This window comes from Yoonia sp. R2331 (assembly GCF_041103235.1).
GTDB lineage: Bacteria > Pseudomonadota > Alphaproteobacteria > Rhodobacterales > Rhodobacteraceae > CANMYO01.
Genome location: NZ_JBGCUN010000001.1, coordinates 2,050,713 through 2,076,434 on the forward strand (window position 1 = coordinate 2,050,713; position 25,722 = coordinate 2,076,434).

Annotated in this window: 29 protein-coding genes; 11 read left to right on the forward strand and 18 right to left on the reverse strand. The window is 57.3% G+C overall.

What is annotated here, in order from left to right; genetic code table 11:
* Positions 1–150: 150 nt before the first annotated feature.
* The gene (locus AB3Y40_RS10535) at positions 151–2,121 is read left to right on the forward strand and encodes a hypothetical protein (RefSeq protein ID WP_369438742.1); all 1,971 of its coding nucleotides are present in this window, start codon (positions 151–153) and stop codon (positions 2,119–2,121) included.
* Between the two features lie 35 nt (positions 2,122–2,156).
* Here the strand turns inward: AB3Y40_RS10535 and AB3Y40_RS10540 are convergent, their stop codons facing one another.
* From AB3Y40_RS10540 to AB3Y40_RS10550, 3 genes are all read right to left on the reverse strand, one after another.
* On the reverse strand, positions 2,157–2,888 hold the full coding sequence (locus AB3Y40_RS10540) for a hypothetical protein (protein WP_369438743.1): 732 nt from the start codon (positions 2,886–2,888) through the stop codon (positions 2,157–2,159).
* A 52-nt stretch (positions 2,889–2,940) separates the two neighbouring features.
* Positions 2,941–3,501, reverse strand: a complete 561-nt coding sequence (locus AB3Y40_RS10545; protein ID WP_369438744.1) for a recombinase family protein — start codon at positions 3,499–3,501, stop codon at positions 2,941–2,943.
* A 163-nt stretch (positions 3,502–3,664) separates the two neighbouring features.
* A complete protein-coding gene (locus tag AB3Y40_RS10550; RefSeq protein WP_369438745.1) occupies positions 3,665–4,186 on the reverse strand; it encodes a hypothetical protein in 522 nt (173 codons plus the stop codon).
* Here AB3Y40_RS10550 and AB3Y40_RS10555 point away from each other — a divergent pair.
* Positions 4,158–4,817 (forward strand): Crp/Fnr family transcriptional regulator, encoded by a 660-nt coding sequence (locus AB3Y40_RS10555; RefSeq protein ID WP_369438746.1) that lies wholly within the window; start codon positions 4,158–4,160, stop codon positions 4,815–4,817. The genes AB3Y40_RS10550 and AB3Y40_RS10555 overlap by 29 nt on opposite strands.
* Before the next feature lie 28 nt (positions 4,818–4,845).
* Here the strand turns inward: AB3Y40_RS10555 and AB3Y40_RS10560 are convergent, their stop codons facing one another.
* Positions 4,846–5,253: a MerR family transcriptional regulator gene (locus AB3Y40_RS10560; protein ID WP_369438747.1), complete on the reverse strand. Its 408-nt coding sequence runs from the start codon at positions 5,251–5,253 to the stop codon at positions 4,846–4,848.
* 107 nt (positions 5,254–5,360) lie between these two features.
* Between AB3Y40_RS10560 and merF the strand changes: the two genes are divergently transcribed.
* Positions 5,361–5,567 (forward strand): mercury resistance system transport protein MerF, encoded by a 207-nt coding sequence (merF, locus tag AB3Y40_RS10565; protein WP_081498355.1) that lies wholly within the window; start codon positions 5,361–5,363, stop codon positions 5,565–5,567.
* On the forward strand, positions 5,546–5,770 hold the full coding sequence (locus AB3Y40_RS10570) for a GDCCVxC domain-containing (seleno)protein (RefSeq protein ID WP_081498354.1): 225 nt from the start codon (positions 5,546–5,548) through the stop codon (positions 5,768–5,770). The genes merF and AB3Y40_RS10570 overlap by 22 nt, the downstream gene beginning before the upstream one ends.
* A gap of 18 nt (positions 5,771–5,788) precedes the next feature.
* On the opposite strand, the gene AB3Y40_RS10575 is transcribed toward AB3Y40_RS10570, so the two are convergent.
* From AB3Y40_RS10575 to AB3Y40_RS10600, 6 genes are all read right to left on the reverse strand, one after another.
* Entirely contained in the window at positions 5,789–6,214 is a 426-nt protein-coding gene (locus AB3Y40_RS10575; RefSeq protein ID WP_369438748.1) for a c-type cytochrome, read from the reverse strand.
* Positions 6,211–7,458 carry a multicopper oxidase family protein gene (locus AB3Y40_RS10580; RefSeq protein ID WP_369438749.1) on the reverse strand — a complete coding sequence of 416 codons (1,248 nt, stop codon included), beginning with the start codon at positions 7,456–7,458 and terminating at the stop codon, positions 6,211–6,213. Before AB3Y40_RS10580 ends, AB3Y40_RS10575 begins: the two co-directional genes overlap by 4 nt.
* A 59-nt stretch (positions 7,459–7,517) precedes the next feature.
* A complete protein-coding gene (locus tag AB3Y40_RS10585) occupies positions 7,518–8,366 on the reverse strand; it encodes a copper resistance D family protein (RefSeq protein ID WP_369438750.1) in 849 nt (282 codons plus the stop codon).
* A gap of 2 nt (positions 8,367–8,368) precedes the next feature.
* The gene (locus tag AB3Y40_RS10590) at positions 8,369–8,710 is read right to left on the reverse strand and encodes a copper resistance CopC family protein (RefSeq protein WP_369438751.1); all 342 of its coding nucleotides are present in this window, start codon (positions 8,708–8,710) and stop codon (positions 8,369–8,371) included.
* Between the two features lie 34 nt (positions 8,711–8,744).
* Positions 8,745–9,182 carry a c-type cytochrome gene (locus AB3Y40_RS10595; RefSeq protein WP_369438752.1) on the reverse strand — a complete coding sequence of 146 codons (438 nt, stop codon included), beginning with the start codon at positions 9,180–9,182 and terminating at the stop codon, positions 8,745–8,747.
* A 73-nt stretch (positions 9,183–9,255) separates the two neighbouring features.
* Entirely contained in the window at positions 9,256–10,005 is a 750-nt protein-coding gene (locus AB3Y40_RS10600) for a MauE/DoxX family redox-associated membrane protein (protein ID WP_369438753.1), read from the reverse strand.
* A 110-nt stretch (positions 10,006–10,115) separates the two neighbouring features.
* Here AB3Y40_RS10600 and cueR point away from each other — a divergent pair, with 110 nt between their 5' ends.
* Positions 10,116–10,499, forward strand: coding sequence for a Cu(I)-responsive transcriptional regulator (gene cueR / locus AB3Y40_RS10605; RefSeq protein WP_369438754.1), 384 nt, complete (start codon positions 10,116–10,118; stop codon positions 10,497–10,499).
* A 67-nt stretch (positions 10,500–10,566) separates the two neighbouring features.
* Here cueR and AB3Y40_RS10610 read toward each other — a convergent pair whose 3' ends face one another.
* From AB3Y40_RS10610 to AB3Y40_RS10620, 3 genes are read right to left on the reverse strand one after another with little or no spacing between them, the layout of a single operon-like run.
* Complete coding sequence (locus AB3Y40_RS10610) at positions 10,567–11,118, reverse strand: methyltransferase family protein (protein ID WP_369438755.1); 552 nt, start codon at positions 11,116–11,118, stop codon at positions 10,567–10,569.
* Positions 11,115–11,750, reverse strand: coding sequence for a cation transporter (locus AB3Y40_RS10615; RefSeq protein ID WP_369438756.1), 636 nt, complete (start codon positions 11,748–11,750; stop codon positions 11,115–11,117). The genes AB3Y40_RS10610 and AB3Y40_RS10615 overlap by 4 nt, the downstream gene beginning before the upstream one ends.
* On the reverse strand, positions 11,750–12,520 hold the full coding sequence (locus AB3Y40_RS10620; protein WP_369438757.1) for a transglutaminase-like domain-containing protein: 771 nt from the start codon (positions 12,518–12,520) through the stop codon (positions 11,750–11,752). Before AB3Y40_RS10620 ends, AB3Y40_RS10615 begins: the two co-directional genes overlap by 1 nt.
* Before the next feature lie 72 nt (positions 12,521–12,592).
* Here AB3Y40_RS10620 and AB3Y40_RS10625 point away from each other — a divergent pair, with 72 nt between their 5' ends.
* Positions 12,593–13,009 (forward strand): MerR family transcriptional regulator, encoded by a 417-nt coding sequence (locus AB3Y40_RS10625; protein ID WP_369438758.1) that lies wholly within the window; start codon positions 12,593–12,595, stop codon positions 13,007–13,009.
* 223 nt (positions 13,010–13,232) lie between these two features.
* Here AB3Y40_RS10625 and AB3Y40_RS10630 read toward each other — a convergent pair whose 3' ends face one another.
* The gene (locus AB3Y40_RS10630) at positions 13,233–13,739 is read right to left on the reverse strand and encodes a hypothetical protein (protein ID WP_369438759.1); all 507 of its coding nucleotides are present in this window, start codon (positions 13,737–13,739) and stop codon (positions 13,233–13,235) included.
* Positions 13,740–13,818: 79 nt separating this feature from the next.
* On the opposite strand from AB3Y40_RS10630, the gene AB3Y40_RS10635 reads away from it, so the two are divergent.
* A complete protein-coding gene (locus tag AB3Y40_RS10635) occupies positions 13,819–14,820 on the forward strand; it encodes a hypothetical protein (RefSeq protein WP_369438760.1) in 1,002 nt (333 codons plus the stop codon).
* Between the two features lie 328 nt (positions 14,821–15,148).
* Here the strand turns inward: AB3Y40_RS10635 and AB3Y40_RS10640 are convergent, their stop codons facing one another.
* A complete protein-coding gene (locus AB3Y40_RS10640) occupies positions 15,149–15,562 on the reverse strand; it encodes a VOC family protein (protein ID WP_369438761.1) in 414 nt (137 codons plus the stop codon).
* 87 nt (positions 15,563–15,649) lie between these two features.
* On the opposite strand from AB3Y40_RS10640, the gene AB3Y40_RS10645 reads away from it, so the two are divergent.
* Positions 15,650–16,942 carry an O-acetylhomoserine aminocarboxypropyltransferase/cysteine synthase family protein gene (locus AB3Y40_RS10645; protein WP_369438762.1) on the forward strand — a complete coding sequence of 431 codons (1,293 nt, stop codon included), beginning with the start codon at positions 15,650–15,652 and terminating at the stop codon, positions 16,940–16,942.
* Positions 16,943–17,157: 215 nt separating this feature from the next.
* On the opposite strand, the gene AB3Y40_RS10650 is transcribed toward AB3Y40_RS10645, so the two are convergent.
* Positions 17,158–17,838: an SIMPL domain-containing protein gene (locus AB3Y40_RS10650; protein ID WP_369438763.1), complete on the reverse strand. Its 681-nt coding sequence runs from the start codon at positions 17,836–17,838 to the stop codon at positions 17,158–17,160.
* A 173-nt stretch (positions 17,839–18,011) separates the two neighbouring features.
* On the opposite strand from AB3Y40_RS10650, the gene AB3Y40_RS10655 reads away from it, so the two are divergent.
* Complete coding sequence (locus tag AB3Y40_RS10655; protein WP_369438764.1) at positions 18,012–20,948, forward strand: hypothetical protein; 2,937 nt, start codon at positions 18,012–18,014, stop codon at positions 20,946–20,948.
* A gap of 35 nt (positions 20,949–20,983) precedes the next feature.
* On the opposite strand, the gene hppD is transcribed toward AB3Y40_RS10655, so the two are convergent.
* Positions 20,984–22,069: a 4-hydroxyphenylpyruvate dioxygenase gene (hppD, locus tag AB3Y40_RS10660; protein WP_369438765.1), complete on the reverse strand. Its 1,086-nt coding sequence runs from the start codon at positions 22,067–22,069 to the stop codon at positions 20,984–20,986.
* Between the two features lie 133 nt (positions 22,070–22,202).
* Here hppD and AB3Y40_RS10665 point away from each other — a divergent pair, with 133 nt between their 5' ends.
* A complete protein-coding gene (locus tag AB3Y40_RS10665; protein WP_369438766.1) occupies positions 22,203–22,661 on the forward strand; it encodes an Lrp/AsnC family transcriptional regulator in 459 nt (152 codons plus the stop codon).
* A 97-nt stretch (positions 22,662–22,758) separates the two neighbouring features.
* Positions 22,759–24,687 (forward strand): monovalent cation:proton antiporter-2 (CPA2) family protein, encoded by a 1,929-nt coding sequence (locus tag AB3Y40_RS10670; RefSeq protein WP_369438767.1) that lies wholly within the window; start codon positions 22,759–22,761, stop codon positions 24,685–24,687.
* Here the strand turns inward: AB3Y40_RS10670 and cobT are convergent.
* A complete protein-coding gene (cobT, locus tag AB3Y40_RS10675; protein WP_369438768.1) occupies positions 24,684–25,694 on the reverse strand; it encodes a nicotinate-nucleotide--dimethylbenzimidazole phosphoribosyltransferase in 1,011 nt (336 codons plus the stop codon). The two genes, AB3Y40_RS10670 and cobT, sit on opposite strands and share 4 nt — an antisense overlap.
* Positions 25,695–25,722: the final 28 nt, after the last annotated feature.

Consider the following 25,722-nt stretch of genomic DNA (forward strand, 5'->3'; position numbering starts at 1 on the left):
ATAGGTTGATTGGCTATCGGTCCTTGGCACTGATGCTACTGCGCTTCTCGGTGCTACGCACGGTTACTGCCTGATCCACAATACATTGAAGACAAGTCACCTTTCAATTGAACTATCCGTTGGCTAGGTTGATCGCATTTAAAGAAGGAAATGATTGTGGTTGAAACTGGCTGGTTGTCCGATCCCATCGGACGGATCAATAATCTATCACTGGCCCCGTCGCCGAAAAATACCCTTCAACCGATGTTTGAAGCACTCATGAACTCGATTCATAAGATCCAGGAGCGTTTCGGTACAGACCGCCTGTCATCGGGTATCATTGATATTGAGATGACAGAAAATGAAGAAGGCTCCTACACAGGCTTCGTCATAACAGACAATGGTATCGGGCTTGATACCAACAACATGATTTCCTTTCGGAAGTCGGACTCCATGAAGAAGGTGAAGTTCGGCGGCAAAGGCGTGGGGCGGCTGCTGTGGTTGAAGGTCGCCGATAAGGTATCAATATCCAGCAACTACTTTGATGACGATGGCAGCAAATCGATCTCATTCGATTTTGTTGCTGATCCTGACGAACCGATTTCGAAACTCAACCACCACACATCCAGTGGAGAGATCGGCACATCTGTGCGACTGACCCCACTAAAGACCGCGTACGCCCTTCACATCCCTGCCAAGCTAGAAACCGTTGCTGTCAGAACCGTTGCTCATTTCATCAACTATTTCGTCAATGTTGATTGCCCCAAGATCACGCTGATGGACTCTAAGAAGAGCATCGTATTGTTCGACAAATTTACAGATGATGTTGTTCGAGATGGAACGTTTCCTGTCCAAGTCAGTGTGGACAGCGAAGAACGCAAATTGTCACTCAACTGCTTCTTAGTTCCGAAAAACTATTCGGATGACGAGAAGGGCACCAATGGGCTGTTCTTTGGTGCGCATGGTCGGGCTGTCAACCGCTACGATATGGACGGCGTGATCGGCTTGAAGGCGATTGACGGCAAATATGCGTTCTTCGGTTACCTGGAAGGCCCGATGCTGGATAGTTCGGTCAACGATACCAGAACCGAGTTCTCCCTAAGCGCCGAGACTATTGATGAACTCAAGCGTGAATGCATCACCCACATGCATGACTTCTTGAAGGTTGAGATCGACCTCGTGCGTGAGCGCCAGATTCAGACAATCGTCAATGTGCGCAATGAGCATCTGCGTTTCTACAACATCGCCAAGAACCCTGAAGAAATCGCGGATAAGCTATCCTTGTCTACGCAGAAGGATGAGGAAATTTTTGTAGAATTGTCCCGTCATTCCCTGCGTCAATACAAGAAGACCAGACGACAGTTTGCTGAGGCGAAAGCAAAGGACCGTCCAGACATCGAGCAGAAGGCCAAGGCTTATGTGTCGGAGTTGCAAGACGAGTCACTGTCATCTCTGGCTGAGTATATTTACAAGCGCAAACTGATCCTCGACATCTTCGAAGAGAAGACTGGTTTTGCCGACATTGACGCTGAAAAGGCTCACTACGAACGGGTCGTTCACGAACTCATTTGCCCATTGGGGACCACCAAAAGCGACCTTAGCTATGACGACCATAATCTTTGGGTCATCGATGACAGGCTTGCGTTCTATTCTTACTTCAACTCCGACAAGCAAATTCAAGCCCAGTCAGCCAGCACGGACAAGCGGCGACCTGATGTGACTCTGTTCGATCTTGGGATGGGCTTTGACAAAGCGTCTTCGCAAGAGCCGATAACAATCGTTGAGTTCAAACGACCGAAACGAAACGACTACACGATGGCAGACAACCCTTTCACGCAGGTGCAAGACTATGTTGATGAGCTTCGCAAAGCTGGCGAAGCAACTCGATATGATGGGAGGCTGATTAGGACCATTGAAGACCAGACGCCATTCATGTGTCAGATCGTGGCAGATGATACGGAGACGTTACGACAGGTGATGAAGCGTATCGGCGGATTCTACAAAAAAGCAGGGTCGAAGTCATACTACAGATGGGATGAAGGCTTTAAAATCTTTATGGAAGTAACATCATACACGGACTTAATTTCAGGTGCAAAGGCTCGACATGCAGCGTTCTTTGAGAAGCTTGGTGTGGCACCCTGAACTTGAAGACGCAACATCATCGGACCTCAAGAAAATTATCTGATGACATCAAAGACCCACAGATACGACATGGTCTTCCGTGCGTGTTTTTGTGTGGACCAGTGGTTGTTCGGCATCCTACTGGTCGCATCCAATACGAACAGATCACGCCCCCGCAGACCCAATGCCTCAGCATCCTGTAGCAGGTGTACATGCAGGAACCGTTGTCGTGGCCCCTCCACGGTATCTTTGCACTTCACCCATATCTGTCGCCTGGCGACCCGTGCAGCCTCCAGAAGCCCGTCTTGGTAAAGTTGACGAACGCCTTTGTAGTCGATGCCCTTTGTCGTCTCCGCATTGCGGTAGCGGTCATCTGACATGTGGTTGCCAGGCCAGACGAGGTATGGCGGATCAAACACCACTATATCGAATGACTGGTCGGCATATGGCAAGCTGCGAAAATCGTACGGACGGTCTGGTACTGTGAGCAGGTCCGATCCCGTGATCTTCAGATGAGGCGTTTTCCTCCAGAACGCACCTTTGCCATAGGTCACATCAGCAATGGTGATGTCGGGATCAGCAGCATATAGACTGGCCACGTTCTTCATCAGATCAGCGTTGTTACCCCGCACCAGAGCTTCGACGGGTTTCTCTTTGATTTTCCGTCGACGTCGGTAGTCAGCCTGCTTGCATCGGTCTGAACAGAACTTGCGATCAGATCGATGGCTACTAGGTGCAAGTTCGGCTTTGCAATGCCGACAAGCCGTAACGGAAATGGATACGTTCATCCGTTACGGATAGGTCTGGATCGGCGGATGTGCAACTGGGTTCGAGGGGTCTTCACCGCACCGACGCTGGTAGCCATCTGTATAGTGTCGGGACTGAGACACCCATGGCCTCTGCCACGTCTCTCACGGCAGTACCATTAGTCAGGAGTTCTTTCGCCGCCATAACCTTCTCTTGGGTCATCTGACGAGGCCGACCTCCAACACGCCCCTTTGCTCGTGCCGCCTTTAGACCAGCTTGGGTGCGTTCTCGGATTAGGTCACGTTCAAATTCTCCGATGGCACCGACCACGTGGAACATCAAACGCCCAGAGCTAGTGTTGGTATCAATGGCCTCAGTTACGCTCTGGAACTCGATGCCATTTGCCTTCAGGTGGTCCATGATTTCAATGAGGTGTGGGAGGCTTCGTGCAACCCGATCCAACTTATAGACTACCAAAGTGTCACACGAATCAGGACGTAGGTATCCCAAGACCTCGGCAAGCACGGGGCGATCTTTCCTTGAACCCGACGCCACCTCAGTGAAGATGCGTTCACACCCTGCCGCCTTGAGTGCTGCAACCTGTGCATCATGGGTCTGTGTATCTGTGCTAATCCGCGCATAGCCAACCTTCATGCATTCTCCTTCTCAAAACTCATCACAAGCATAACAAGATGGGAGATAGGTTTCGATAGGGGGTAACGATGATCCTGTAACCAGTGATATATGGGCCAGGATTTCATGCTGTTCTGGTGCTATCGAGAATCTTGGAACCGACCGTTTGTGAGAAACGAAGCGGTTAGTGTGGCGACCGCCCAGTCGCGATCATGAGATGGTGCTGTTGGTGATGCGCACCGATTGTCATCAATCCAAAGAATCCCAATCCCAGCACTTGGTTTAGCTCTTCATCTGACCCGACCTGGACCAGCATCGATGCGCCATCATCTATTTCCCCAGCGGTGACGGTCCAATCCGATGATCCCTGCAACATCGGGCTATGTGCCAACACCATGCGTCTGATGGACGATGCTACCACATCATCTCCCGTGACTGTGAACGTCACACTCAACTCATCGACCTTTCGCTCAACCGATGCCCTCGTCGTCACGTTGTCCATATCCACGAGGTGATCACGCAGTGCTTTGATATCTACCTGCGTCCAGTCCGTGTCTGTGTCGTCACGCAGCAATTTCACGATCTCAGAAATCGCTGCGAACTGGGACTGACCCGCTTCGTTTGGTGACCCCGACGTATGCGCATGTTGTGCCATGGCGTTGGATGCGACGAACATCATGGCTGCTGATAAAAGTCCTAGCTTCATTGAATCCTCCTATTTCTTGATAACCCTATCCAACTTCACTCTGGCCGCTTATGATCTCAATCATATGATTTCTGATCCTTTCTCCCATCTACCCAGGACTGCGTGTCGCGCAATTGACATGCAAAAAGGTGACGTGCTGTTTCGCCAAAACCAGACAACATCAGGACTTTACCGTGTCGTCTCTGGGTGCGTGACGCTGAAACGTACTGGGCTGGGTGGCGACACTTTGACCCTTCATAGGGCGGTTTCGGGCGGGCTGTTTGCTGAGGCATCAGTCTTCTCAGAGACCTACCATTGCGATGCGATTTGCACTGAAGCTGGGAGCGTCACGAAGATCGCAAAGGCAGATGTCAAAGCCACATTGCAATCCAATCCAGAGTTCTTCGAAGGCTTCACAAGGTTGCTTGCAATTCAGGTCCAACAGTACCGCGCACATATCGAGTTGCTGGCAATCCCGTCGGCCAAAGACCGCATCTTGGCTGCGGTTCAGGCAGGGTACTTCGATGCTACGGTGACCGAGTTGGCCACCCGCATCAATCTCAGTCAAGAAGCCTGCTATCGCGCACTGCGGGCATTGTGTGATGACGGTCGTGTGGTTCAAACAGGACGTGGACAGTACAGCCTAACGTAATCATTCAGATCAGTTGGCTGATAGTCAGCTAAAGTGGCACCGTTGGAGCCTCGCTCATCAAGCTATCCAGCATCGGGCATGAAGATGTCCCCTCATCACAACTCGCAGACAGGCGCTGTAAGGCCGCACGAAGTCGTTCAAGACTATCAATCTTGGCATTGATCGCGACTAGTTGGTCCTCGGCCATGCTCTTCACTTCCTTACAAGAACGACCTTGCTGGTCGTTCAATGAAAGCAATGTTTGGATGATCGACATCGGAAACCCAAGATCACGGCAACGCTTTACGAAACGCAACTTTGCAATTTCATCAGCGGTATACAGGCGTCGCCCTGCCGCCGAGCGATCAGGTTTCGGAACAAGCCCCTCACGTTCGTAATAACGGATCGTCTCAATGTGGACGCCGCTCTTCTGCGAAGCTTTCCCGATGGTAAACATTTCTCTTGCTCCTGTAGTCGCTACAGGAGCTATGACTGGATGGCGGGTGCCAATGCAAATCAAACCTTGGCTATAACCGCACAGTCGGTACGACGAGGGATAGCAATATGAAAAATAAACTATTGGCATTTGGCATTGGGGGAACGCTGCTTGCTGCGCTGTGTTGCTTTACGCCGTTGCTACCAATCGTTTTGACCGCACTCGGTCTTACTAGGTTATTGGGTGTGCTGTATAACGACGCAGTTTTGCTGCCAATTCTGGCAGGGTTTCTTATTCTTACGGGGTACGCGATATGGCAACGACGGAAACAGTAGTTGTTCTTGAGTCCACACTGACCTGTCCCGACTGTGGGCATGTCGAAACTGAAATGATGCCAACAGATGCGTGTCAGTGGTTTTATGAATGCAAGTCATGCCAAACTGTACTCAAGCCACTGAGCGGTGACTGCTGCGTTTACTGTTCGTATGCGACGGTTCCTTGCCCGCCGATACAAGAGGGCAAGTCCTGTTGTGGATGAAGCGACTCCACTGAATTGTTAGTGGGGAGGGTTCCTGCTGGCTTGGACTTCGCGTTCCCGCTCAGACCAAGTTGATCTGATGTAGGCGAGGATATCCCATATCTCATCATCTGTGAGTGTTTCGCCGAAACCTGGCATCCCGCTGTTGAACCCAGTTACACCCCTGATCTCCAATGCAGCAGCGCCACCGAGTTTGGTATACTCGAACAGCAGTTCATCATCATGGTGCCACGTGTGACCTGTCCCGTCATGCGGCGGGGCTGGAAGCACACCATCGGCGTTCGGGGATTGCCAGTTCGGCTGTCCCTCAAGGTTGGCACCGTGGCAGGATGCGCAGTTGTCTGAATAAAGGCTTTGACCCGCAACGATGTCGCGGTGATCCCAGTTGTGATCAGCGGCAACTGGGGATGCCAAAGACAGCAAGATTGGGATCACCCACCTCATGCCACATTCACCCATGTTCGCATCCCGCCAACGGCGTGGCTGAGCATGTGGCAATGGATCAACCAGCGACCAGGGTTATCGAAGACACAGATGACATCGCGGCTTTCACCAGCGTTTACCAGAGTTGTGTCTCGCAGATCGCCCAAGGCCCCACTCTCATCAACCTCGTAGAAGTGGTGACCATGCAGGTGGATGCCGTGCGGGAACGAGGTGTCGTTTACAAATGTGATCCGCACAGTCTCGCCATTTTGGAATGATCCGAACGGGTCGCCTTGTAGGTCCGAAACGTTGTTGAAGGCCCAGATATTGTCGCCATCGTGGCGACCGCCCATTGCACCACCCATCATCGTCAACGTCAGATGTTGCGTGGGATCAGTAGGTGTTGGCAGATTGGGCGGTGACAGAGCCATGATCGGCCCATCCACCCTATCCGTATTTGTGCCACTCACAGCCAGATCAGCCAACTGATATGGTCCCTGACGGGTCAGCATATCAAACCCAACGGGGCCAGTGACATCAACGATCAAGTCTGCCCGTTGTGCAGGTGCGAGGGTAAGCTTGGCCATAGGACGTGGCTCCGATAGAGCCATGCCATCCAAGGCCACAACCAACCCGCTGACGCCGCTTACCGCTACAGGAAAAATGCGATTCGTCGCTGCATTAATCAACCGAAACCTAACACGATCTCCAGTCTTCACCTGATCTTGGGACAGGAACGCACGGGCGAAATTCCCCATGTAACCGCCATGGGCGACACTGTGCATATCGGTAAACTCTTTGGACAGGCTACCATCTTCCTGCATCTGCCAATCTGCCATCAACACGGTGATGTCGTGATCGATATCTGGGGGCGTTTCGTCCTCAACAATCAACGGTCCCATCATGCCACGTGCGACCTGTTCATGAGAAATGTAATGGGAATGATACCAATAGGTGCCTTCGTCTGGCGGTATAAAGCTATAGGTTTTGGTGTCGGAGGGTTCGATCAACTCTTGCGTCAGCATCGGCACACCATCCATCTGGTTTTCCAGCCTGATGCCGTGCCAATGCACTGCGGTGCCTTCTTCAAGACCGTTCTCAACATCGATGTTCACACGCTCACCACGACGCACCCGCAGTTCGGGACCTGGCATTGATCCGTTGAAGCCCAGCATGGATGTCACACCACTTCCATCTGGTAGGATTTGTTGCGTCACCGCTTCTGCCTTCAATCGTAACGTATCTTCGGCTGCGAATATGGGCATAGGTAAGATCGCGGTGGCTGAAACGGAGGCCAAGAAGTATCGTCTATTCATGTGGTGCCTCATGCTGGCAGAGTCAGGTGTGTTGTCAAAACAGCGGTCGTGCCAAGCACAGCAAGGATGATCAGCCATTCAACCGATATAGATTTGGAGAGATGGCTTGCAGCGGCTGAATCACCTGCTCGGAGCGCGGGAATGAACCGAAATTTATTGGCCGCAGCCAACCCCAGCAGAGCAACTATGAGAAGAACCTTGATGATCAATGCTTGCCCGTATCCAGTCCCGATAAGTGCGGTGAACGACCCAACAAGCTGGTAGCCCATGTAACCACCAACGATGATCAGCACGGGGACTGTGGCGGTCGCAACAACACCAAATCGATGCCCCACGTTCGCAGCCATGTTAAAGGTGTCGGGTAACGATGCCAGGCGTTTCAATGGAGTGAGAACACCGATCCACAGGGCGACGGTCAGCAAATGCAACGTCAAAGCGATGTCGAGCAGCGTCGTGTCTCGGCTAGAGACGTGTCCTACGTGATCGAATGACCAGATCGCCACGACTCCACCGAGAGCCGAGACCCAAGCTCCAACACGCCCCATGAACAAGCCAGCGATCAACAGGCCGAGACCCACCAAACGCAATAGCAGTGCCGTACCGACAGGGGTCGTCCATAGCAGGCCCAGCATCTCTGGGTCAGTCATATCGCTGAGATCACCCGTCAGGTTGGCTCCGCTTAATGAGAAGGCAAGGATGGTCGCCGCCAACCCTAGAACAGCGAATGCTGCGGCCAAACCACGTGTGCGATCTAGCCGAAACATCAGCGTCGCCATGACAGTGCCTGTCGCAGTCATCACGCCAAGGTAGAGGGCAAATTTTGTGACGATGGCCGCCAGACCGAACGCATCAGGCATCGTTATTCGACAGTGAAGCTAAAGGTGCCGTTCAGGGCATGGCCATCTACACCCAGCCCACGCCATTCGATCACATAGATTCCTGCTCCCATGTCGTGCATTGGCAAGGCAAACTCCTGTGTGAACGCCGTTTGTTCGCCAAGGTCCATGTCCATACTGTGTGTGTCGGCATGTGTGATCGCGATCCGCGTCAGGCGGATGTCACCTTTGAAGTTCATCAAGACTTCGGTCGGCATCTCTGTGACGATGGCCTCGTTAGCTGGTGTCGTTGCGTCGAGGGGCGAGTGTGCCATCGCGCCCGTTGCCCAAATCCCGATCATGCCTGCAAGTAGAATAGCTTTCATTGTTGTTTCCAGTCTCTTGTTTTGTCTTTGGAGATCAATTGATCCCGTTGGCACGTTGCAGTTCCCGAATGTAGGCGATGATCATCGTGACATCGCCCCGTGTTACCCCCGCAACAGGGGGCATGTCGCCAAACGGCCAATGGTGTCCACGAACGCCCACAGCAGCGGCCCGTTGGAACGCCTCATCGCCGTGATGGCTTGGTTCATAGATAACGTGGACGAGCGGCGGTGCGACGCCATCTTGGCCCGCAGCGTTCCCCCCGTGGCAAGCCGCGCATTTGGCCTGATAGGCGAGTTGCCCGATCTGGGCATTCTGCGACAGCGTGTCAGGCAGCAGGACATTTGCAAGAACTCCGTCTTCCATGGCGATGGCAGCGTTTGTCGTTGTGGTGTGCGGTACTGTGGTGGGCCACATCGCGTAGCCCACACCACCTGCAACCAAAATAGCAGCAATAGCGATAGTCGATTTCATTGAAGGCACTGCTCCTCACATCTTTCTGCCATCGCTAAGCCTTCCAGTTGGTGGAGGGTCAAACGCTTTTTTATCACAGCTTTGAGAGCATCCAGATTGCCATACCGATCATCATCAGGTTCTCGGTAAGCGACACGAACCCAAGTGGAACTTTGCTGTCACCGCCGACACAGGCGCACTTGAGTTCGCGTTTGTCGATGTAGACCGCCTTGAACACACTGATCGCGCCGATGCTTGCCACAAACAAAGCGGCTGGTGCAGACAACCAGGTGAGAACGCCCGCCATCATGAGCAGCCCCGCTCCCGTCTCAACGAAAGGATAGATATATCCATATCGAACCCACCGCTGAGCCAACAGGTCATAATTCAGGAACATGGTGGCGAACCGTTCAACACCTTGCAGTTTCTGTAGACCCAACAAGACCATTGAAATCGAAATAAACAACTCAACCGTCCGCCCTGTGAACATGGTGCCAAGGATGAGCCAGGTGACTGCAACAGCCATCAAAGCAGCAACCGTGAACAAGGCAACCACGGGCTTATAGGTCGTGGCATCTTCAGCCTTGGTGGTTTTCCCAAAGTATGCATTCAGATCATCGAAGCCACCAATGCGGGTTTCGCCTATGAATGTCTGTGGCGTCGTCTTTACATCATGCTTGGCTTTGAACGCATCAACCTCGTCACGGCTGGTGAGGTGGCGATCATCAACTTGAAAGCCCTGACGTTCCAGCAAGTCTTTCGACTTCAATCCGTACGGACACATGTGATCGGTCATCACCATCCGATAGAGGGTCGCAGTTTTGGTGGCGGTATCTTTGGGCATGGTCATACTTTCCTTTCACAGGTGCGGCCATCCTTTCGAACGGCACCCTTGAAATTCATTCATCATCAACCTAATCTCTCCAGTAACTGGAAGGTCAAGAGGTGAGTTCGGTGAATATTTCGGCTGCATCAAAGGCTGCGGGTCTCCCCGTCAAAACAGTGCGTTACTACGCTGACATTGGCCTCGTTGAGGCTCCGTCGCGTTCTGAAGCAGGGTATCGCACCTATGACGATGCTTCTGTGCGAAAGCTCTTGTTCATCCGAAGATCACGCGAGTTTGGCTTCACCATCGAAGAGTGCCGTGAACTACTCGGACTATACCAGGATCAGGACCGCACCAGCGCAGAAGTGAAATGCATCGCATCCAAGCGTTTGGAAGAGATCGAAGAGAAGCAACGTGAACTTCAATCGCTTCATGATGAGTTAGCTTACCTGGTGACATCTTGCCGTGGTGATCATCGCCCCGATTGTCCGATCATCGATTATCTCGGTTAACCGTTGATCTAAGGCAAAGCCTTTGGGTCTTGGATGAGCGCACAATGGTCAACGAGTCCCTTACGCATCAAATGAACCTCCTGACCTTGGCAGCGTAATCGGCATATTGCTCACCGTAGGTCCGTCTCAACCAAGGCTCTTCCGCAAATGGGGCTACGATGAGAACCGATACTGACACCAACCCGATCACGAATGCCGAGGGCGATGCTGACATGATTACCCACCCCCAAACGATCATGATATCGGATACATATTGCGGGTTACGGGAATACCGATACAGCCCTCCTGTTCGTAGCACCCCAGAAGCACCACCAGTTTGATCGACGCCAAACTTCAGCACTTCCGACCACACACCCAGATTGCCAAGGGCGATCAACGCCCCTCCTAAACCGTATCTGATCGCAGCGGGAATGGTCCAAGAACCCCACTCCATCACACCAACGCCAATCATGGTGCCGAACAGGGTGAACGTTGGCACCCAAACCAAAATCGGTGTCAGTGTTGTATATTGCTTCGGAGGCCACAGTCGGTGTTCGGGATAAGCGATGGACCAGACAATCGCTGCCAAGGTCCCGAACGCAATAACGATCCCCATGGTAGTAAACAGAACGACCATCATGTTGCCCCATGGATGTGCTGCATCGCATCTCGACGTTCCTGCAACGCCTGACGCACGATCTGGAACGCCGACGACAGGAACAACGTAGCCATGACCCCTGCAACGATCAGGTCGGGCCAACCTGTCGCTGTCCCCCAGACGCCGAAGGCGGCCAAGACAACTGCTACATTGCCGATGGCGTCGTTGCGTGAACACAGCCAGACTGATCTGACGTTGGCATCTCCGTCCTTGTATCGAACCAGCAGGAGAACGCTGGCCAGGTTTGTTGCCAGTGCCATAACACCTACGACCCCCATGATGCCCGCTTCAGGCACTCCAACGTAGAATACGCGATAAAGGGTTGATCCGAAGACCCAGAGGCCCATCAAGAGGAGGCTCAACCCTTTTGCCAATGCAGCATTCGTGCGCACCTGTATTGACGCACCAATGACTGCCAATGAAATGCCGTAGGTCAGGGCATCGCCCAAGAAGTCCAATGCATCGGCCTGAAGGGCCTGAGACTGGGCATAGTGACCCGCCGACATCTCGACCACAAACATCGCGGCGTTCAAGGCGATGACGATCCATAGGCGGCGTTTGTAATCAGTAGAGACGCCTTCGAACTTGACCTCATGTCCACAGCAACCCGACATCACACAGCCTCCTTCACATTAGCCTGTTGAGGGGGCAATGCAGTTGCAGGACCTTTAGGGATGTTCGGCACTAGGCCACGACGCAGGCGTTCCACTCGTGCATTCATCCAGTGGCGGATCACGAGCTTGTACAGCATTCCTTTGACGCCCCGCAGTTGCCGATGTTCCGCGTAAAAAGCATCTGGTGATGCGAACGTCCCCAACTCGGCGTTGATCCCCGTTCTCTGGATATATGTGTCACGCCCAGACCAGCCGACATCAGGGGCATGGAGGTTGTCCGTGCCAGCACCATAGCCGCAGATTCTATCCTGATCGGGGAAAGCCCTTTGCAGGGCAGCCAGCACTGCATCATCGAGGATGAAGCCCTCAAGGGTGACCCACCTCCCGTCCAAAAAGACTTCCACCCATGAGTGCAGGATGTTGGTCGGTGCGAGGGGGTAGACGATTTCGGGAACGATGCCGCGTTGCAGCGACTTGTGGATCGTGAAGCCATGGAAGCGGCACGGCAAATCCATGGCCCGCAGCAATGCCATCAGTAGGGTGGTCTTTGTATTGCACTGACCGAAGCCATCCCTCAGCACGTCTGAGGCTGGCAAGGTGTCGTCGCTGTTGTAGCCAAATGCGATTTCATTCCTGACAAACTCATATGCGGCCTCTGCCCGTTCAGCGGGTTCAAATTTGCACCACCCACGATCCGCAATCAGTGACTGGATCGGGCCTGCTGAGAAATTGAGGAGTGGGGTCTGTTGGGTCGTTGGATCAGAGGACATACGAATCGCCTTTTCTTTGTGTCCCACCCTATCTACAACCTCTAGTGACTAGAGCTTCAAGAGGTAAATCGCATGTTTTCTATCGGGCAATTGTCAAAGCAGACGGGTGTGAAAGTCCCTACCATTCGGTACTATGAACAGGTTGGATTGCTGGTGTCCGCAGGTCGCACCGATGGAAATCAACGTCGATATGACAAAGAGGGTCTGGAACGGCTGGGATTCATCAGACATGCCCGTGACCTTGGATTCTCTATCGAAGCCATCACCGCCTTGATCGATTTACAGCAGCATCCTGACCGCTCCTGCCAAGAGGCCACCGAGATCGCCCAGCATCAACTGACCGACGTGCGTGAGAAGCTGCAAAGGCTCAAAGCACTGGAAACCGAACTGGTTCGCATTACGGATGGATGCGATGGCGAGGGAAGTTCAGAAGAGTGCTATGTCTTGGCATCGTTGGCCGACCATCAGCACTGTCGTGGTGACCATTAACAATCGTATAATTTCGATACATTAGGGTAAGAATTCGATACAAATTCCCACCCACTCAGTGAAGACTGATATATAAATCAATGAATTTAAAAACGTTTTTCCCTCACAACTAAGGTACTGAATTTGATTCCAGGGTCGCCCACCATTTTCACCCTTGAAGGCCCACCAGACGGAGCGGCGATTTCCCGCAACGAAAACAATGCATTATGCGCGCATGAGCGCACTAAGGCATCTGGATCGCCGGACGATCGTAGCTGTTGATCAACACTGACCCATCGTCGAGCGTTAACTGAACCGTAAGATTTTCGACAGTGTTTTCTGGCAAGACGACATAGGGCAGGAAATTTTCGATATCCGTTAGCGCATTCGGGCTGTTGGTGCCTTCGTGGCAGGGTTCCATCGGCAAGACCTGATCCGGGTCGGCACCGTTAATGCCATAGCTGATGTCCCAGATGCCGCAGCGCCAGGCGAGCAATTGGGTGAAATAGACCAGATCCTGACCTTCCCAATTCCGCACTGCGACCCAACTTCCCATGGTGGCGTTAAGAATTGGTTTGATTTCCGTGGCGGTGGTGAATTGCCCGGTCGGCGTCTGATCTTCGGGCGTGCGGTCCAACGCAATATCGCCTGAAGCCTCACCGACGCTTGCCATCTCGTTGTTTTTCGGGGCACTTTGCGGCGAAATGCCCAGTGCGGTTCCAATCAGGTAGGGCAGAAATATCTCAAACATCTGTGGCCTCATTTTCAAAACTAGTGCCTCTGGGGATTGCACTCTATAGTGCCTGAAAAAGCAAGGCAGGCAGTGTGTGATGGCGACGAAAAACAAGCCACGCCAAAGGTTTAACATCATGATCGTCGGTCAGGCGGGCCGGCTTCAGTATGAGGCAGTGCTGTTTGTGGCCAGCCTGCGGGCGATGTCGCCACTGTTTGACGGGCGCGTCATTGTGGCCGAGCCGCAGGCCAATGCCCGCTGGACCAAAGACCCGACAATGTCGAGCGAAATCAAGGCCGTGTTGACCGAGCTTGGGGCAGAAGTGATCCCCTTTGAAAACCAGCACTTTGGCGAGGCCTACCCTTATGGCAACAAGATCGAAGGGCTTGCCACCTTGCCTGCTGGTGAGCCGTTCATCTTTTTTGACACCGATACGCTGGTGACAGGCGAGCTGATGGGGCTGGATATTAACTTTGATTATCCCAGTGCGTCGATGAAGCGCGAGGGGACATGGCCGGTCGAAGAGCTGTACTGGCCGGGCTATACGGCGATCTGGAAATCGCTTTACGACAAGTTCGGGCTGGAGTTTGAAAGCACCCTGGATGTGTCACAGCCGGATGAATATTGGCAACGATATCTGTACTTTAACGCCGGTTGGTTCATCGGGCACGACCCGGAGGCCTTTGGCGCGCGGTTCCTGGAATACGCGCTGGCGGTGCGCGATGACCGGCCCGAAGAGCTGGTTATTCAACCGCTGGATCCTTGGTTGGATCAGGTGGTTCTGCCGCTTGTGATCCATTCTTTTGGCGGTGGTCGTCCGGGGGAAAACCTGAACGGGCTGGATGGGGCGTTAACTTGTCACTACAGGATGCTGCCGCTTTTTTATGCGCGCGAAAGTGATCATGCGGTGCAGGTGATGGAAACCGTCGCTGCACCCAATAAGATCAAGAAATGGTTGAAGAATTACGAGCCGTTCAAGCGGATGATCTTTCAGGGACGTGGCCAGAAGGTACGCGCGATGTTCGACCAAAACGACCTGCCTCGCCCCGAAAAGAAGCTACGCAACAAGATCAAATCGGCCGGGTTCTGGATGCGCTGAGGTGCCATGCACAAACCATGCACATGCCATACACATCCCATGCTGACGCAAGTCCGTCGCCACACCTCACCGTGCGGTGGTTAAGATCAAGGGCGCGGTGACAACGCCTTGATGCCACTGCATTCGCCAATCGGAAGTGATGCAGAGGCGACCCAACCACGGTAGGATTGCGTTAACGCGAAATGGGCGATTTTAACGCTTTGTTCAGACGAAGCGGCGGGGTGAACCCCGCCCTACCCCTTTGAGGCGGATGATGGCGCGAAAGATGCAGTTGCGCCCTGCCGGGCGCGGATATTTTTGGCCAGAAGAAGACCCCCGGAGCGCGGTGCTAAGCGGCAAAGATGCCGGCGGTTTCTGCAAAACCTTTGACCTCAATCGGGTTGCCGGAGGGGTCGCGGAAGAACATGGTCCATTGCTCACCCGGTTCACCCTTGAACCGGACCGAGGGGGCGATGATGAAATCGGTTTGCCGCGCTTCAAGCCGTCCGGCCAGCGTGGTCCAATCGTCCAGCGGCAGCACGATCCCGAAATGCGGCATTGGCACCATGTGATCGCCGACCTTGCCGGTGGGTGCATTTGCAAATGGCTCGCCGCGGTGCAGGGACAGCTGATGACCGAAGAAATCGAAATCCACCCAGCTGTCCGTTGAGCGGCCTTCTGTTGCGCCAAGCGCTGCGGAATAGAATTCGCGCGCTTCGTCCAGATCGCGAACGTGGAAGGCCAGATGGAAGGGATGCGGCATATCATGTCCTTTTGACAGTGCGAGGCGTTGAGTGCCCTTTGGTTTCCGCCTACACCTTGTCGCGACAGTTTTCAAAGGGAGTGAACAATGACTGACGGACCATCCTACGGCTTTGACACGCTGCAAATTCATGCAGGTGCGCGGCCTGACCCGGCGACGGGCGCACGGCAGGTGCCGATCTATCAAAGCACCGCCTATGTGTTTCGGGATGCCGATCACGCGGCAGCCTTGTTCAATCTGCAAGAGGTTGGATACATCTACAGCCGGTTGACCAACCCCACCATCGCCGCACTGCAAGAGCGGATTGCGACATTGGAAGGTGGCGTTGGCGCGGTGTGCTGTTCGTCGGGCCATGCCGCCCAGATCATGGCGCTGTTCCCGCTGATGGGACCGGGCAAGAATGTCGTCGCCTCGACCCGGCTTTATGGCGGCACGGTCACGCAGTTTTCCCAGACGATCAAACGCTTTGGCTGGTCTGCGAAATTCGTCGACTTTGACGACATCGAGGCGGTGAAGGCGGCAATTGATGATGACACCCGCGCGGTGTTCGGAGAGGCGATTGCCAACCCCGGCGGCTATATCATGGATGTGCGCGCGATTGCCGATATCGCTGATGCGGCGGGCATTCCGCTGATTATCGACAACACCTCGGCCACGCCCTACCTGTGCCGCCCGATTGAGTTGGGTGCCACGCTGGTGGTGCATTCGACCACCAAGTACCTGACTGGTAACGGCACTGTCACCGGTGGCTGCGTGGTGGATTCAGGCAAGTTTGACTGGGCGGCCAATGACAAGTTCCCAAGCATGTCGCAGCCGGAGCCGGCCTATCACGGCTTGAAGTTCGCAGAGACATTCGGCCCGCTGGCCTTCACCTTTCACGGGATCGCCATTGGTCTGCGCGATCTGGGTATGACGATGAACCCGCAGGCGGCGCATTACACGCTGATGGGGATCGAGACGCTGTCGCTGCGGATGGAACGCCATGTGGAGAATGCCGAGAAGGTCGCCGCCTGGCTGGAAGCCGACGACCGGGTGGCGTTCGTGACCTATGCGGGGTTGAAATCCAGCCCCTATTTCAAACGGGTCAAGAAGGTTTGCCCCAAGGGCGCGGGTGCGCTGTTCACCTTTGGGGTGAAGGGCGGATATGACGCTTGTATCAAGCTGATCGACAGTCTGGAGATCTTCAGCCATGTCGCCAATCTGGGCGATACGCGGTCGCTGATCATTCATTCGGCCAGCACCACCCACCGGCAGTTGACCGAAGACCAGCAGCGCGCGGCGGGTGCCGCACCAGAGGTGGTGCGGGTCAGTATCGGGATTGAAGATGCCGATGATCTGATTGCCGATCTGGATCAGGCGTTGAGCAAGGCCACAGCATAAGGCCGCTGGTCTGAAGCCGGGCCTACGGGCGCACGCGAATCGGTGTGGCGGGGTGAACCCCGCCCTACCGAAAGGCTGCAGCGGTGTACGTTGCAGTTGAGGTGGAGCGGCGGGGTGAACCCCGCCCTACCCCATGATGTAGACACCTGCGCGGAAGATGCGGTTTCGCCCTGCCGGGCGAGGATATTTTTGGCCAGAAGAAGCGTGGGACAGAGTCAGGGCATAAGGGCGTAGGTGATAGCGACATCGGCGCTGATGGTGATCTGGCCCTCGGCCACGGGCACCGGACCGCTGTCGGCGGCCATGCGCATTTCCATCATCGGCATTGGTGGCCCGGAGGTGGCGCCTTCGCGAATGTTTTGGACCGCACCCAGGGTCAGATCAGCCGCAGCGGCGAAGGTTTCGGCCTTGGTGCGGGCATCCGTGACGGCGGCCGCGCGGGCAGCGGCCAGATGCGGGGCGCGGTCGGCCACATCAAATTGCAAACCGTTCATCTGGTTGGCACCGCCTTCGATCAGATTGTCCAGCACCGCCCCCAGCGCATCGAGATCGCGGATCGTGACGGCGATGTCGCTGCGCGCGATATAGCCGGTGATGCGCGGCGTGTTGCGGGTGTTGTTGTAGTCGCGGATCACCTCGAGATTGAGGCCAGAGGTTTGCATATCCGCAGGTGCGATGCCTGCGGCGGTCAGCCCATCAAGCACACGGGCCAGATCTGCGCCCATCAGGTCCATCGCCTCTGTTGCGGCTTGCGCCTCTTGCGCGACGCCCAGCGTGATCCGGGCGATGTCGGGGGCCACGGCCACCTCGCCCCGGCCGGTGACAGAAATCTGCGGGTCCTGCGCCAGGGCGGGTGTGGCAAGGGCCAGAAAGGTCAGGGTGAGAAAGATGCGCATCGAAGCCTCCGTCATCGGTTTGGGGATATGGTCTGCTGATGAGACGCGCGCTGCAAGCCTTTCCTTGGCGGGGCCCCGTGCAAGACCTTGGATTTGGCGAGAAATTGCTTTAGGATTCACAAGAGGTGCAAAGCCTGTTTTGCACAACGCCAAGGGATGCTAAGGCCACCCGTATGACGCCGAACTTTGCGCTTTCTCTGTCCTTTGATGGCATCCGCCTGTTGCACCGCGTGCAGGGCGGTTGGCATCTGGTCGGAGAGGTCGCGCTGGATGATGCGGACCTGAAGGGTGCATTGGCGGTGCTGCGCAAGTCGGCGCTGATGCTGGAACCCGGCGGGTTGCGCACCAAGCTGCTGATCCCGCCCGAGCAGATCAAGTTTGCAACCATTGAGACGGCGCAGACCTCGCTTGAGGATGTGCATGGCGCGCTGGACGGGGCAACGCCCTATGCGATTGACGATCTGGTCATTGATTTTGACCGCACTGGCGGGCGCACGCATATCGCCGCTGTCGCGCGCGAGACGTTGGACGAGGCGCAAGCGTTTGCACGTGAGCACGGGTTTAACCCGGTGGCTTTTGTTGCGATTGCAGAGCCGTTTACGTTTCAGAGCGAGGTGTTCTTTGGCCCTGTCAAAGGGCTGGACCCTGCAGAGATGCCGGAGCGCGACACAGAGCCGGTCAAGGTGATTGGTGCGGCGACCTTGCCAGACCCTGAACCTGTTGAAGAAGCAGCGCCAGTTGTGGCGGTGGCCGCGCCGGGACCGGCGGAAGCCGCGCAGGTGGATGTCGCACCCGATGTCGCCCCAGAGCCTGAACCCGCGCCAGAGGTGGTCTTTGCCTCGCGCAGTCGGGGCGGCAAGAGCCTGCCACCGCAGGACCGGCCCAAGGCGGAGACGGTCCCGCCTGTGACTGCGCCCGCGTCCGAAGAAGACGTGGCAGCAACACCGGAGATCGAGCCGCTGTTTACCCGCCGCAAGGAAGCGCCGCCACCGGTGGTGCCGGTTGCGGAAACAGCAGGCCCGGCGGTCGCCTCGCCGGTGTTGGATCTGCCGGGCAAGCCGCCCAAACCGGTGGTCGTGGACACGCCCGAGCCGGTTGACGCACCGGCGCTGACCGGTAAGCCCGAAGATGCGGCGAAGACGGATACTTCTTTTGCGACAGTGCGCGCGGTGCCCGAGGCCCCCGCCGACAAAGTCGTGACCGCACCGCCGAAACCCACCCCGGCCAAGACCCGGACAACCGCGTTGGACAAGGCCGCAGAGGACCGTGGCAAGCCACGTTTTCTGGCGCTGAAGCTGACCGCGGGGCTATTGGTCTTTTTGTTCCTGATCGCCTTATGGGCCAACACATGGTCCGAAGAGGGGTTGGCCTGGCTCTGGGGCGGTGATGACCCCGAAACCGCGATCACCGAGGCCCCGGCAGAGGTGGTGCCCGCACCAGAGACGCTGCCTGTCATTGCGCAAGATGTGCCAGAGGCGACACCGGCGCCGTCCGCGCTTGCGCCGGTGGATGACACGCCGGTTGAGGCGGCAGAGGCCCCGCCCCTGCCCGTAGTGCGCGCGCCTGCGGGGCGTGTTCTGAGCCCCGCCGAAGCGGACCGCATTTATGCGGCAACGGGGGTCTACCAACGCGCGCCGCGGTTCCCGCTCGAGCCGCAAATTGCCACGTTGGACGGGCTGCGCGAGAGCGCGATTGTGACCGCCGCGGAACGGCCTGAGCAGCTGACCTTGCCCGCCACGGATGCGCTGTTCCGCGATCTGCCGCTGGATGCCCCGCGCAACCCGCCGCCACCGGGCACGGTGTATCAGCGCGATCTGCGCGGGTTCATCCTTGCCACGGCAGATGGGGTGATGACGCCGGATGGTGCGCTGGTCATTGCAGGCGCACCGGCGTTGCAGCCGCCTCTGCGCCCCGGCACCGAAATTATCGCCGCCCCCGACCCCAGCCCCGTGGCCGCCAATGGCGAGGGATTGATCCTTGTGGCCGGTCGCCCGCCTGTGGTTCCGCCGTTGCGGCCAGAGGGGCTGATCCCGCAGGAGGCCGAAGCGCCTGAGGTGCCCGGGGTGCCTGACACCTTGGAAACTGAGGTTGCGGACGCACCGGCAGAGGTGACGGAGGCCGAAGCCGAGGCCGAGACTGAGGTGGCAGAAGTCGCACCTGAACCAACCACAGAGACCGGACCCGAAGATACCCCCGAGGAGGGTCTGGTGTTGATCGCTGGCCGCCCGGATATTGTGCCGCCGTTGCGCCCTGAAGGTCTGGCCCCTGCGACGGCCGCCCCTGCGGACGACGCCACAGCACCAGTGTCCGAGGCGTCCCCGGTCGAGGAAGGCCTGATCGTGATCACGGGCGCGCCGGATTTGCGACCACCGCTGCGGCCTGAATCATTCGCTGATCTGGCGCCTGCGGATGAAGCGGCCATTGAAGCCACAATTACCGAAGTGGTCAGCACCGCCGGTGGCGTGAGCCTTGCCGGTTTGCGCCCCAGCCTGCGCCCCGAAGATGCGGTTGCCGCAGTGATCCCCGCGCCGGTCTTTGCCGACCCTGCATTGGCGGGGTTCCGCCCCAGCCTGCGGCCCGCAGGTCTGGCCCCGGCGGCTGAACCCGAACCCGAACCCGAGACGCCGGACATTTCCGATGTTGTCGCCGCTATCGCAGAGGCCGCCCCACCCAGCGCCTTTGTCACGGTCACGCCGCGCGCGGTGCGCGTCTCGGCCCGGCCTGACACGCGGCCACGCAACTTTGCCCGCGTCGTGGCAGCAGCCGAACAGCGCAGCGCGCGCCAGCAATCGGCGGCAGCGGCCACGGTGGCAGCGGCCCCGACCCAGCAGGTGCGCACAGCCCCCGCCACCCCGTCTGGCCCCACCGCCACAACCGTGGCGCGGGCGGCCACCGCCGACAATGCGATCCGCCTGCGCGACATCAACCTGATTGGTGTCTATGGTCGCCCCGGCGACCGCCGCGCGCTGGTGCGCATGGGCAATGGCCGGTTTGTGAAGGTCGAAGTCGGGAGTTCACTTGACGGTGGGCGCGTGACGGCGATTGGCGACAGTGCGCTGAACTACGTCAAACGTGGCCGGACCTACGCGCTGCAGTTGCCACAGGGGTGACGTTGCGCCGGGGTAAACCCCGGCCTACCCAATGTTCACAGGACGCCGCGGGCGATCTGGTCGGCTTCGATGCTTTCAAAGAGCGCTTTGAAGTTGCCTTCGCCAAAGCCGTCGTCGCCTTTGCGCTGGATAAACTCAAAGAAGATCGGACCGATGCAGGTCTTGGAGAAGATTTGCAGCAGGATGCGGGTCTCTCCGCCGTCCACCACGCCTTCGCCGTCGATCAGGATGCCGTGTTTTGCCATGCGGTCGATGGGTTCATCATGGCCCTGCACCCGGTCAAAGCTGAGGTCATAATAGCTTTGCGGTGGTTTGGGCATGAACTTGATCCCGCTGCCTGCAATCGTGTCAGTGGCGTCATAGAGATCACGCGCGCCCACGGCGATGTGCTGGATGCCTTCGCCGTTGTAACGCTTGAGATATTCGACGATCTGCCCCGTCTCGCCCCGGTCTTCGTTGATCGGGATGCGGATGCGGCCACAGGGTGAGGTCAGCGCGCGCGACAAAAGGCCGGTGAACTTGCCTTCGATGTCAAAGAAGCGGATTTCCTTGAAGCCGAAGAGGTCGCCGTAGAACTTGAACCAGACGTCCATATTGCCTTTGTGGACGTTATGGGTGAGGTGATCGAGGTAGTAGAACCCCACCCCCGCCGGATGCGCGTCATGCACCCAGTCAAATTCGGCGTTATAGGGGTTGGTGTCATAATATTGGTCGATGAAGTAAATCAGGCTGCCGCCGATCCCGACGATAGCAGGCACATCCATTGTCTTGCCCGGTCCATCATAAGAGGTGGCACCTTTTGAGACCGCATGGTCATGGGCATGCTGGGCATCAACCACCCGCCAGGCCATCGACGGGGCGCAGGGCCCATGTTCATCCACAAAGGTACGGGCGTGGCTGCCGGGTTCATCGTTGATCACATAGGTGATGTCGCCCTGCTGCCAAAGCTCGATCGCTTTGGATTTATGCGTGGCCGTGTGGGTATAGCCCATCTTGGCGAAAAGGTCGCGCAGGGCCTGGGGATCAGGCGAGGCAAATTCCACAAACTCGAACCCGTCGGTACCGGCGGGATTGTCGGCGGTGATCGTGGCCTTGGGGGCGTCGTGCGGAAAGGGACCCATGGAAAGCTCCTGTGTGTTGCGTTATGATGATTATGGCGCAGAAAGGATGCACATTTTGCGCGTTGTTTGTTGCGTAGGTTTGATTTTGCGCGGAATATGCGCATGTTGATCGTATCTGAAGCGAGTTTTACGCATGTCACTTGACGCCACCGATCTGGCCCTTTTGGCCGCACTGCAGGACAACGCGATGATGACCGCGCAAGAGCTGTCGGACCGGTTGCATCTGTCGGCCAGTCAGGCCGGGCGGCGCAAGCAGCGGTTGGAGGCCGAGGGGTATATCCGCGGCTACCGGGCCGATGTGGTGCCCGAGCGTGTCGGTCTGGGGGTCGAGGCGTTCATCCAGATCGTGATGGCGACCCATACCGAAAAGAATGCACGCGATTTTCTGCGCGTCACCAAGACCCAGCCCGGGATTGTCGGCGCATGGACCCTGACCGGAGAGGCGGATTACCTATTACGGGTGTTTTGCAGCGATCTGGCGGCGTTGAACCGGATGGTGCAACAGGTGTTGCTGCCGCATCCCGCCGTCAGCCGGGTGCAAAGCCAGATCGTGATGGAGCGGGTCAAGGCGGACGCGCCGCTGCCTGTTTAGGCAATAAAGCGAGCATTGCCTGTCAGGGGGCGTGTTTTTGTGCCGCGATGACGTTTCGGTCATTGCGCCTTAACCAAGGGCGGGCAATAGCTGAGACATGGAAACGTTTCTGTTTCAGGCCACGATCTATCTGGGTGCTGCGGTGATCGCAGTGCCGCTGGCCGCGCGGCTGGGGCTGGGATCTGTGTTGGGGTATCTGGGGGCGGGCATCGTGATTGGCCCGCTTTTTGGGTTGGTCGGCAGCGAGGCGCAAGACATCCAGCACTTTGCCGAGTTTGGCGTTGTGGTGATGCTGTTCCTGATCGGGCTGGAGCTGGAACCCCGCGCGCTGTGGGACATGCGCCGCAAGCTGTTGGGCTTGGGCGGAATGCAGGTGCTTTTGACCACCGCAGCGATTGCCTTTGCCGCCGTCCTGCTGGGATTTGCGCCCACGGTCGCGATTGCCATCGGGATGATCTTTGCGCTGTCGTCAACGGCCATCGTGTTGCAGACCCTGTCGGAAAAGAACCTGATGCGCACCGGCGGCGGGCGTGCGACGTTCTCTGTCCTGTTGGCGCAGGACATCGCGGTGATCCCGATGCTGGCGCTGTTGCCGCTGCTGACGGTGGCGGGCATCGGCATGACCATCGCACCGGATGGATCGCTGAAACGCCTGACCGAAGACGACCACCACCACGCGATTTCTCTGGTTGACGGGCTGCCTGCATGGGGGGTCACGCTGGTCACCATAGGTGCTGTGGCGGCGATCATTTTGACCGGCATCTACCTGACCCGTCCGGTGTTCCGCTATATCCACCACGCGCGCCTGCCTGAGATGTATACCGCCCTTGCCCTGCTGATGGTGGTCAGCATCGCGGTGCTGATGGAATTGGTCGGCCTGTCGCCCGCGCTTGGGACGTTTCTGGCCGGGGTTGTGCTGGCCAACAGTGAATTCCGGCATGAGTTGGAGAGCGACCTTGAACCCTTCAAGGGGCTGCTGCTGGGGCTGTTTTTCATCACCGTCGGCGCGGGCATCAATTTCGCGCTGCTGTTTGACCAGCCTGCGCTGATCCTGGGCTACACCGCGGGCATGATGGCGATCAAAGCGGCGATCCTGTTGGCGCTGGCCGTCGTCTTCAAGCTGCGCGGCAAAAGTCGCTGGCTGTTCACGCTGGGGCTGGCGCAGGCGGGGGAATTTGGTTTTGTGCTGGTGTCCTTTTCGCTTGCCCAAGGTGTGCTGACACCGGGTCAGGGGCAGACCCTGCTTCTGGTGGTCGCGATGTCGATGCTGGTCACGCCGTTGTTGTTTATCGCCTATGACCTGTTCAGCCACCGGATGGAGGATCACAGCGCGCACGAAGAACAAGACGACGATGTGGATGAGACCGGCACGGTGATTATCGCGGGCATTGGCCGCTTTGGTCAGATTGTGAACCGCCTTGTCCGCTCGAGCGGGTTTGACACCATCGTCATCGACAATGATCTGCCCACCGTGCAGATGATGCGTAAATTTGGGGTGCGTGGCTTTTTCGGTGACCCATCGCGCCCCGACCTGCTGAATGCCGCAGGTCTGCCGGACGCGAAAGTGCTGGTGGTGGCACTGGATGGCAAGAAACAGGCCAATGCGCTGGTGGCCTATGCCCGCAAAGCGCGGCCCGATATCCACATTGTCGCCCGCGCCCGCGACCGGGTTCATGCCTATGAGTTGAATGCAGCGGGGGCTGACGATGTGGTGCGCGAGATGTTCGACAGCTCATTGCGCGCGGGCCGATATGTGCTGGAAAACCTTGGCCTCAGCGAGTTTGAAGCGCACGAAGCCGAGATGACCTTCTATCACAAGGACCGCGAGATGCTGGCGGACCTCGCCGCGTTGTGGAAGCCAGGTGTGCCGGTGTCCGAAAACCCCGACTATGTCGCCCGTGCCAAGGCGTTTGACGCAGAGCTGGAAACGGCGCTGGCCGAAAAGGTGCAAAGCCGCGATGCGGCGGGCAATGGTGCAGAGGTTGGGCGCGGCCCCGGTGGCCGCACCCGGCAAAGCAACGGTTAGCCGTCGGCGACGCCGGCTTCGGCAAAGGTGGCCATGCCGGAATGGCAGGCCAGCGCACCCTTGAGCACGCCAATCGCCAGTGCCGCACCGGACCCTTCCCCCAGTCGCAGGCCAAGGTTCAAAAGCGGTTGCTTGCCCAGTGCATCCAGCAGGCGCTGATGCGCGCCTTCGGCAGACAAATGTCCGGCCACGGTGTGATCGAGCGCCCCGGACTGCGCCTGTGCCAGCGTGGCGGCCGCAGCGGTGCAGATGAAGCCGTCAAGGATCACAGGAATGCTGTGCTGGCGCGCGGCAGCAATGGCCCCGGCCATCGCGGCCAGTTCGCGGCCACCCAGGCAGCGCAACACCTCAAGCGGGTCGGTGGTATCGTGCAGCGCCACACCCCGGGCGATGACTTCGGTCTTGCGTGCAAGGCCCGCGTCATCAACGCCAGTGCCGCGTCCGGCCCAATCAGCAGCGTCACCCCCAAAGAGCGCCAGACCAATGGCCGCCGCTGCGGTGGTGTTGCCGATCCCCATCTCGCCCACCACCAGAAGATCAGAGGCGGGATCAACGGCGGACCAGCCGGTAGAGAGGGCCGCCACAACCTCTGCCTCTGTCATGGCGGGGCTTTGGGTGAAATCAGCCGTGGGGGTGTCGAGGTCGAGCGCATGGACATCAATGCGTGCGCCGAAGGCCTTGGACAATTGGTTGATGGCCGCCCCGCCGTGTTCGAAATTGGCGACCATTTGTGCCGTCACCTCTGACGGGAAGGCCGAGACGCCTTGCGCGCAGACACCGTGGTTACCCGCGAAGATGATGACCTGCGGGGCCGTCATGGCGGGCCGGTCCGTGCCCCGCCAGCCAGCGTACCAGATGGCGAGGTCTTCCAGCCGCCCCAGCGCGCCGGGGGGTTTGGTCAATTGGCCGTTGCGGGCCGCAGCCCCTGCTGTCGCGGCGGCATCGGGACCCGGAGCGTCGGCAAGCGTGTCACGGAAAGCGGCAAGTGTGGAAAAAGGCGCGGTCATCAGGTCCTCGTTGATCATCTGTTGGCAC

Coding starts and splice junctions, on each gene's coding strand:
- AB3Y40_RS10535 (WP_369438742.1), top strand. CDS start 151: ATGATTGTGGTTGAAACTGGCTGGTTGTCCGATCCCATCGGACGGATC.
- AB3Y40_RS10540 (WP_369438743.1), bottom strand. CDS start 2,888: ATGAACGTATCCATTTCCGTTACGGCTTGTCGGCATTGCAAAGCCGAA.
- AB3Y40_RS10545 (WP_369438744.1), bottom strand. CDS start 3,501: ATGAAGGTTGGCTATGCGCGGATTAGCACAGATACACAGACCCATGAT.
- AB3Y40_RS10555 (WP_369438746.1), top strand. CDS start 4,158: ATGGCTGCTGATAAAAGTCCTAGCTTCATTGAATCCTCCTATTTCTTG.
- AB3Y40_RS10550 (WP_369438745.1), bottom strand. CDS start 4,186: ATGAAGCTAGGACTTTTATCAGCAGCCATGATGTTCGTCGCATCCAAC.
- AB3Y40_RS10560 (WP_369438747.1), bottom strand. CDS start 5,253: ATGTTTACCATCGGGAAAGCTTCGCAGAAGAGCGGCGTCCACATTGAG.
- merF (WP_081498355.1), top strand. CDS start 5,361: ATGAAAAATAAACTATTGGCATTTGGCATTGGGGGAACGCTGCTTGCT.
- AB3Y40_RS10570 (WP_081498354.1), top strand. CDS start 5,546: ATGGCAACGACGGAAACAGTAGTTGTTCTTGAGTCCACACTGACCTGT.
- AB3Y40_RS10575 (WP_369438748.1), bottom strand. CDS start 6,214: ATGAGGTGGGTGATCCCAATCTTGCTGTCTTTGGCATCCCCAGTTGCC.
- AB3Y40_RS10580 (WP_369438749.1), bottom strand. CDS start 7,458: ATGCCCATATTCGCAGCCGAAGATACGTTACGATTGAAGGCAGAAGCG.
- AB3Y40_RS10585 (WP_369438750.1), bottom strand. CDS start 8,366: ATGCCTGATGCGTTCGGTCTGGCGGCCATCGTCACAAAATTTGCCCTC.
- AB3Y40_RS10590 (WP_369438751.1), bottom strand. CDS start 8,710: ATGAAAGCTATTCTACTTGCAGGCATGATCGGGATTTGGGCAACGGGC.
- AB3Y40_RS10595 (WP_369438752.1), bottom strand. CDS start 9,182: ATGAAATCGACTATCGCTATTGCTGCTATTTTGGTTGCAGGTGGTGTG.
- AB3Y40_RS10600 (WP_369438753.1), bottom strand. CDS start 10,005: ATGCCCAAAGATACCGCCACCAAAACTGCGACCCTCTATCGGATGGTG.
- AB3Y40_RS10610 (WP_369438755.1), bottom strand. CDS start 11,118: ATGATGGTCGTTCTGTTTACTACCATGGGGATCGTTATTGCGTTCGGG.
- AB3Y40_RS10615 (WP_369438756.1), bottom strand. CDS start 11,750: ATGTCGGGTTGCTGTGGACATGAGGTCAAGTTCGAAGGCGTCTCTACT.
- AB3Y40_RS10620 (WP_369438757.1), bottom strand. CDS start 12,520: ATGTCCTCTGATCCAACGACCCAACAGACCCCACTCCTCAATTTCTCA.
- AB3Y40_RS10625 (WP_369438758.1), top strand. CDS start 12,593: ATGTTTTCTATCGGGCAATTGTCAAAGCAGACGGGTGTGAAAGTCCCT.
- AB3Y40_RS10630 (WP_369438759.1), bottom strand. CDS start 13,739: ATGTTTGAGATATTTCTGCCCTACCTGATTGGAACCGCACTGGGCATT.
- AB3Y40_RS10635 (WP_369438760.1), top strand. CDS start 13,819: ATGGCGACGAAAAACAAGCCACGCCAAAGGTTTAACATCATGATCGTC.
- AB3Y40_RS10640 (WP_369438761.1), bottom strand. CDS start 15,562: ATGCCGCATCCCTTCCATCTGGCCTTCCACGTTCGCGATCTGGACGAA.
- AB3Y40_RS10645 (WP_369438762.1), top strand. CDS start 15,650: ATGACTGACGGACCATCCTACGGCTTTGACACGCTGCAAATTCATGCA.
- AB3Y40_RS10650 (WP_369438763.1), bottom strand. CDS start 17,838: ATGCGCATCTTTCTCACCCTGACCTTTCTGGCCCTTGCCACACCCGCC.
- AB3Y40_RS10655 (WP_369438764.1), top strand. CDS start 18,012: ATGACGCCGAACTTTGCGCTTTCTCTGTCCTTTGATGGCATCCGCCTG.
- hppD (WP_369438765.1), bottom strand. CDS start 22,069: ATGGGTCCCTTTCCGCACGACGCCCCCAAGGCCACGATCACCGCCGAC.
- AB3Y40_RS10665 (WP_369438766.1), top strand. CDS start 22,203: ATGTCACTTGACGCCACCGATCTGGCCCTTTTGGCCGCACTGCAGGAC.
- AB3Y40_RS10670 (WP_369438767.1), top strand. CDS start 22,759: ATGGAAACGTTTCTGTTTCAGGCCACGATCTATCTGGGTGCTGCGGTG.
- cobT (WP_369438768.1), bottom strand. CDS start 25,694: ATGACCGCGCCTTTTTCCACACTTGCCGCTTTCCGTGACACGCTTGCC.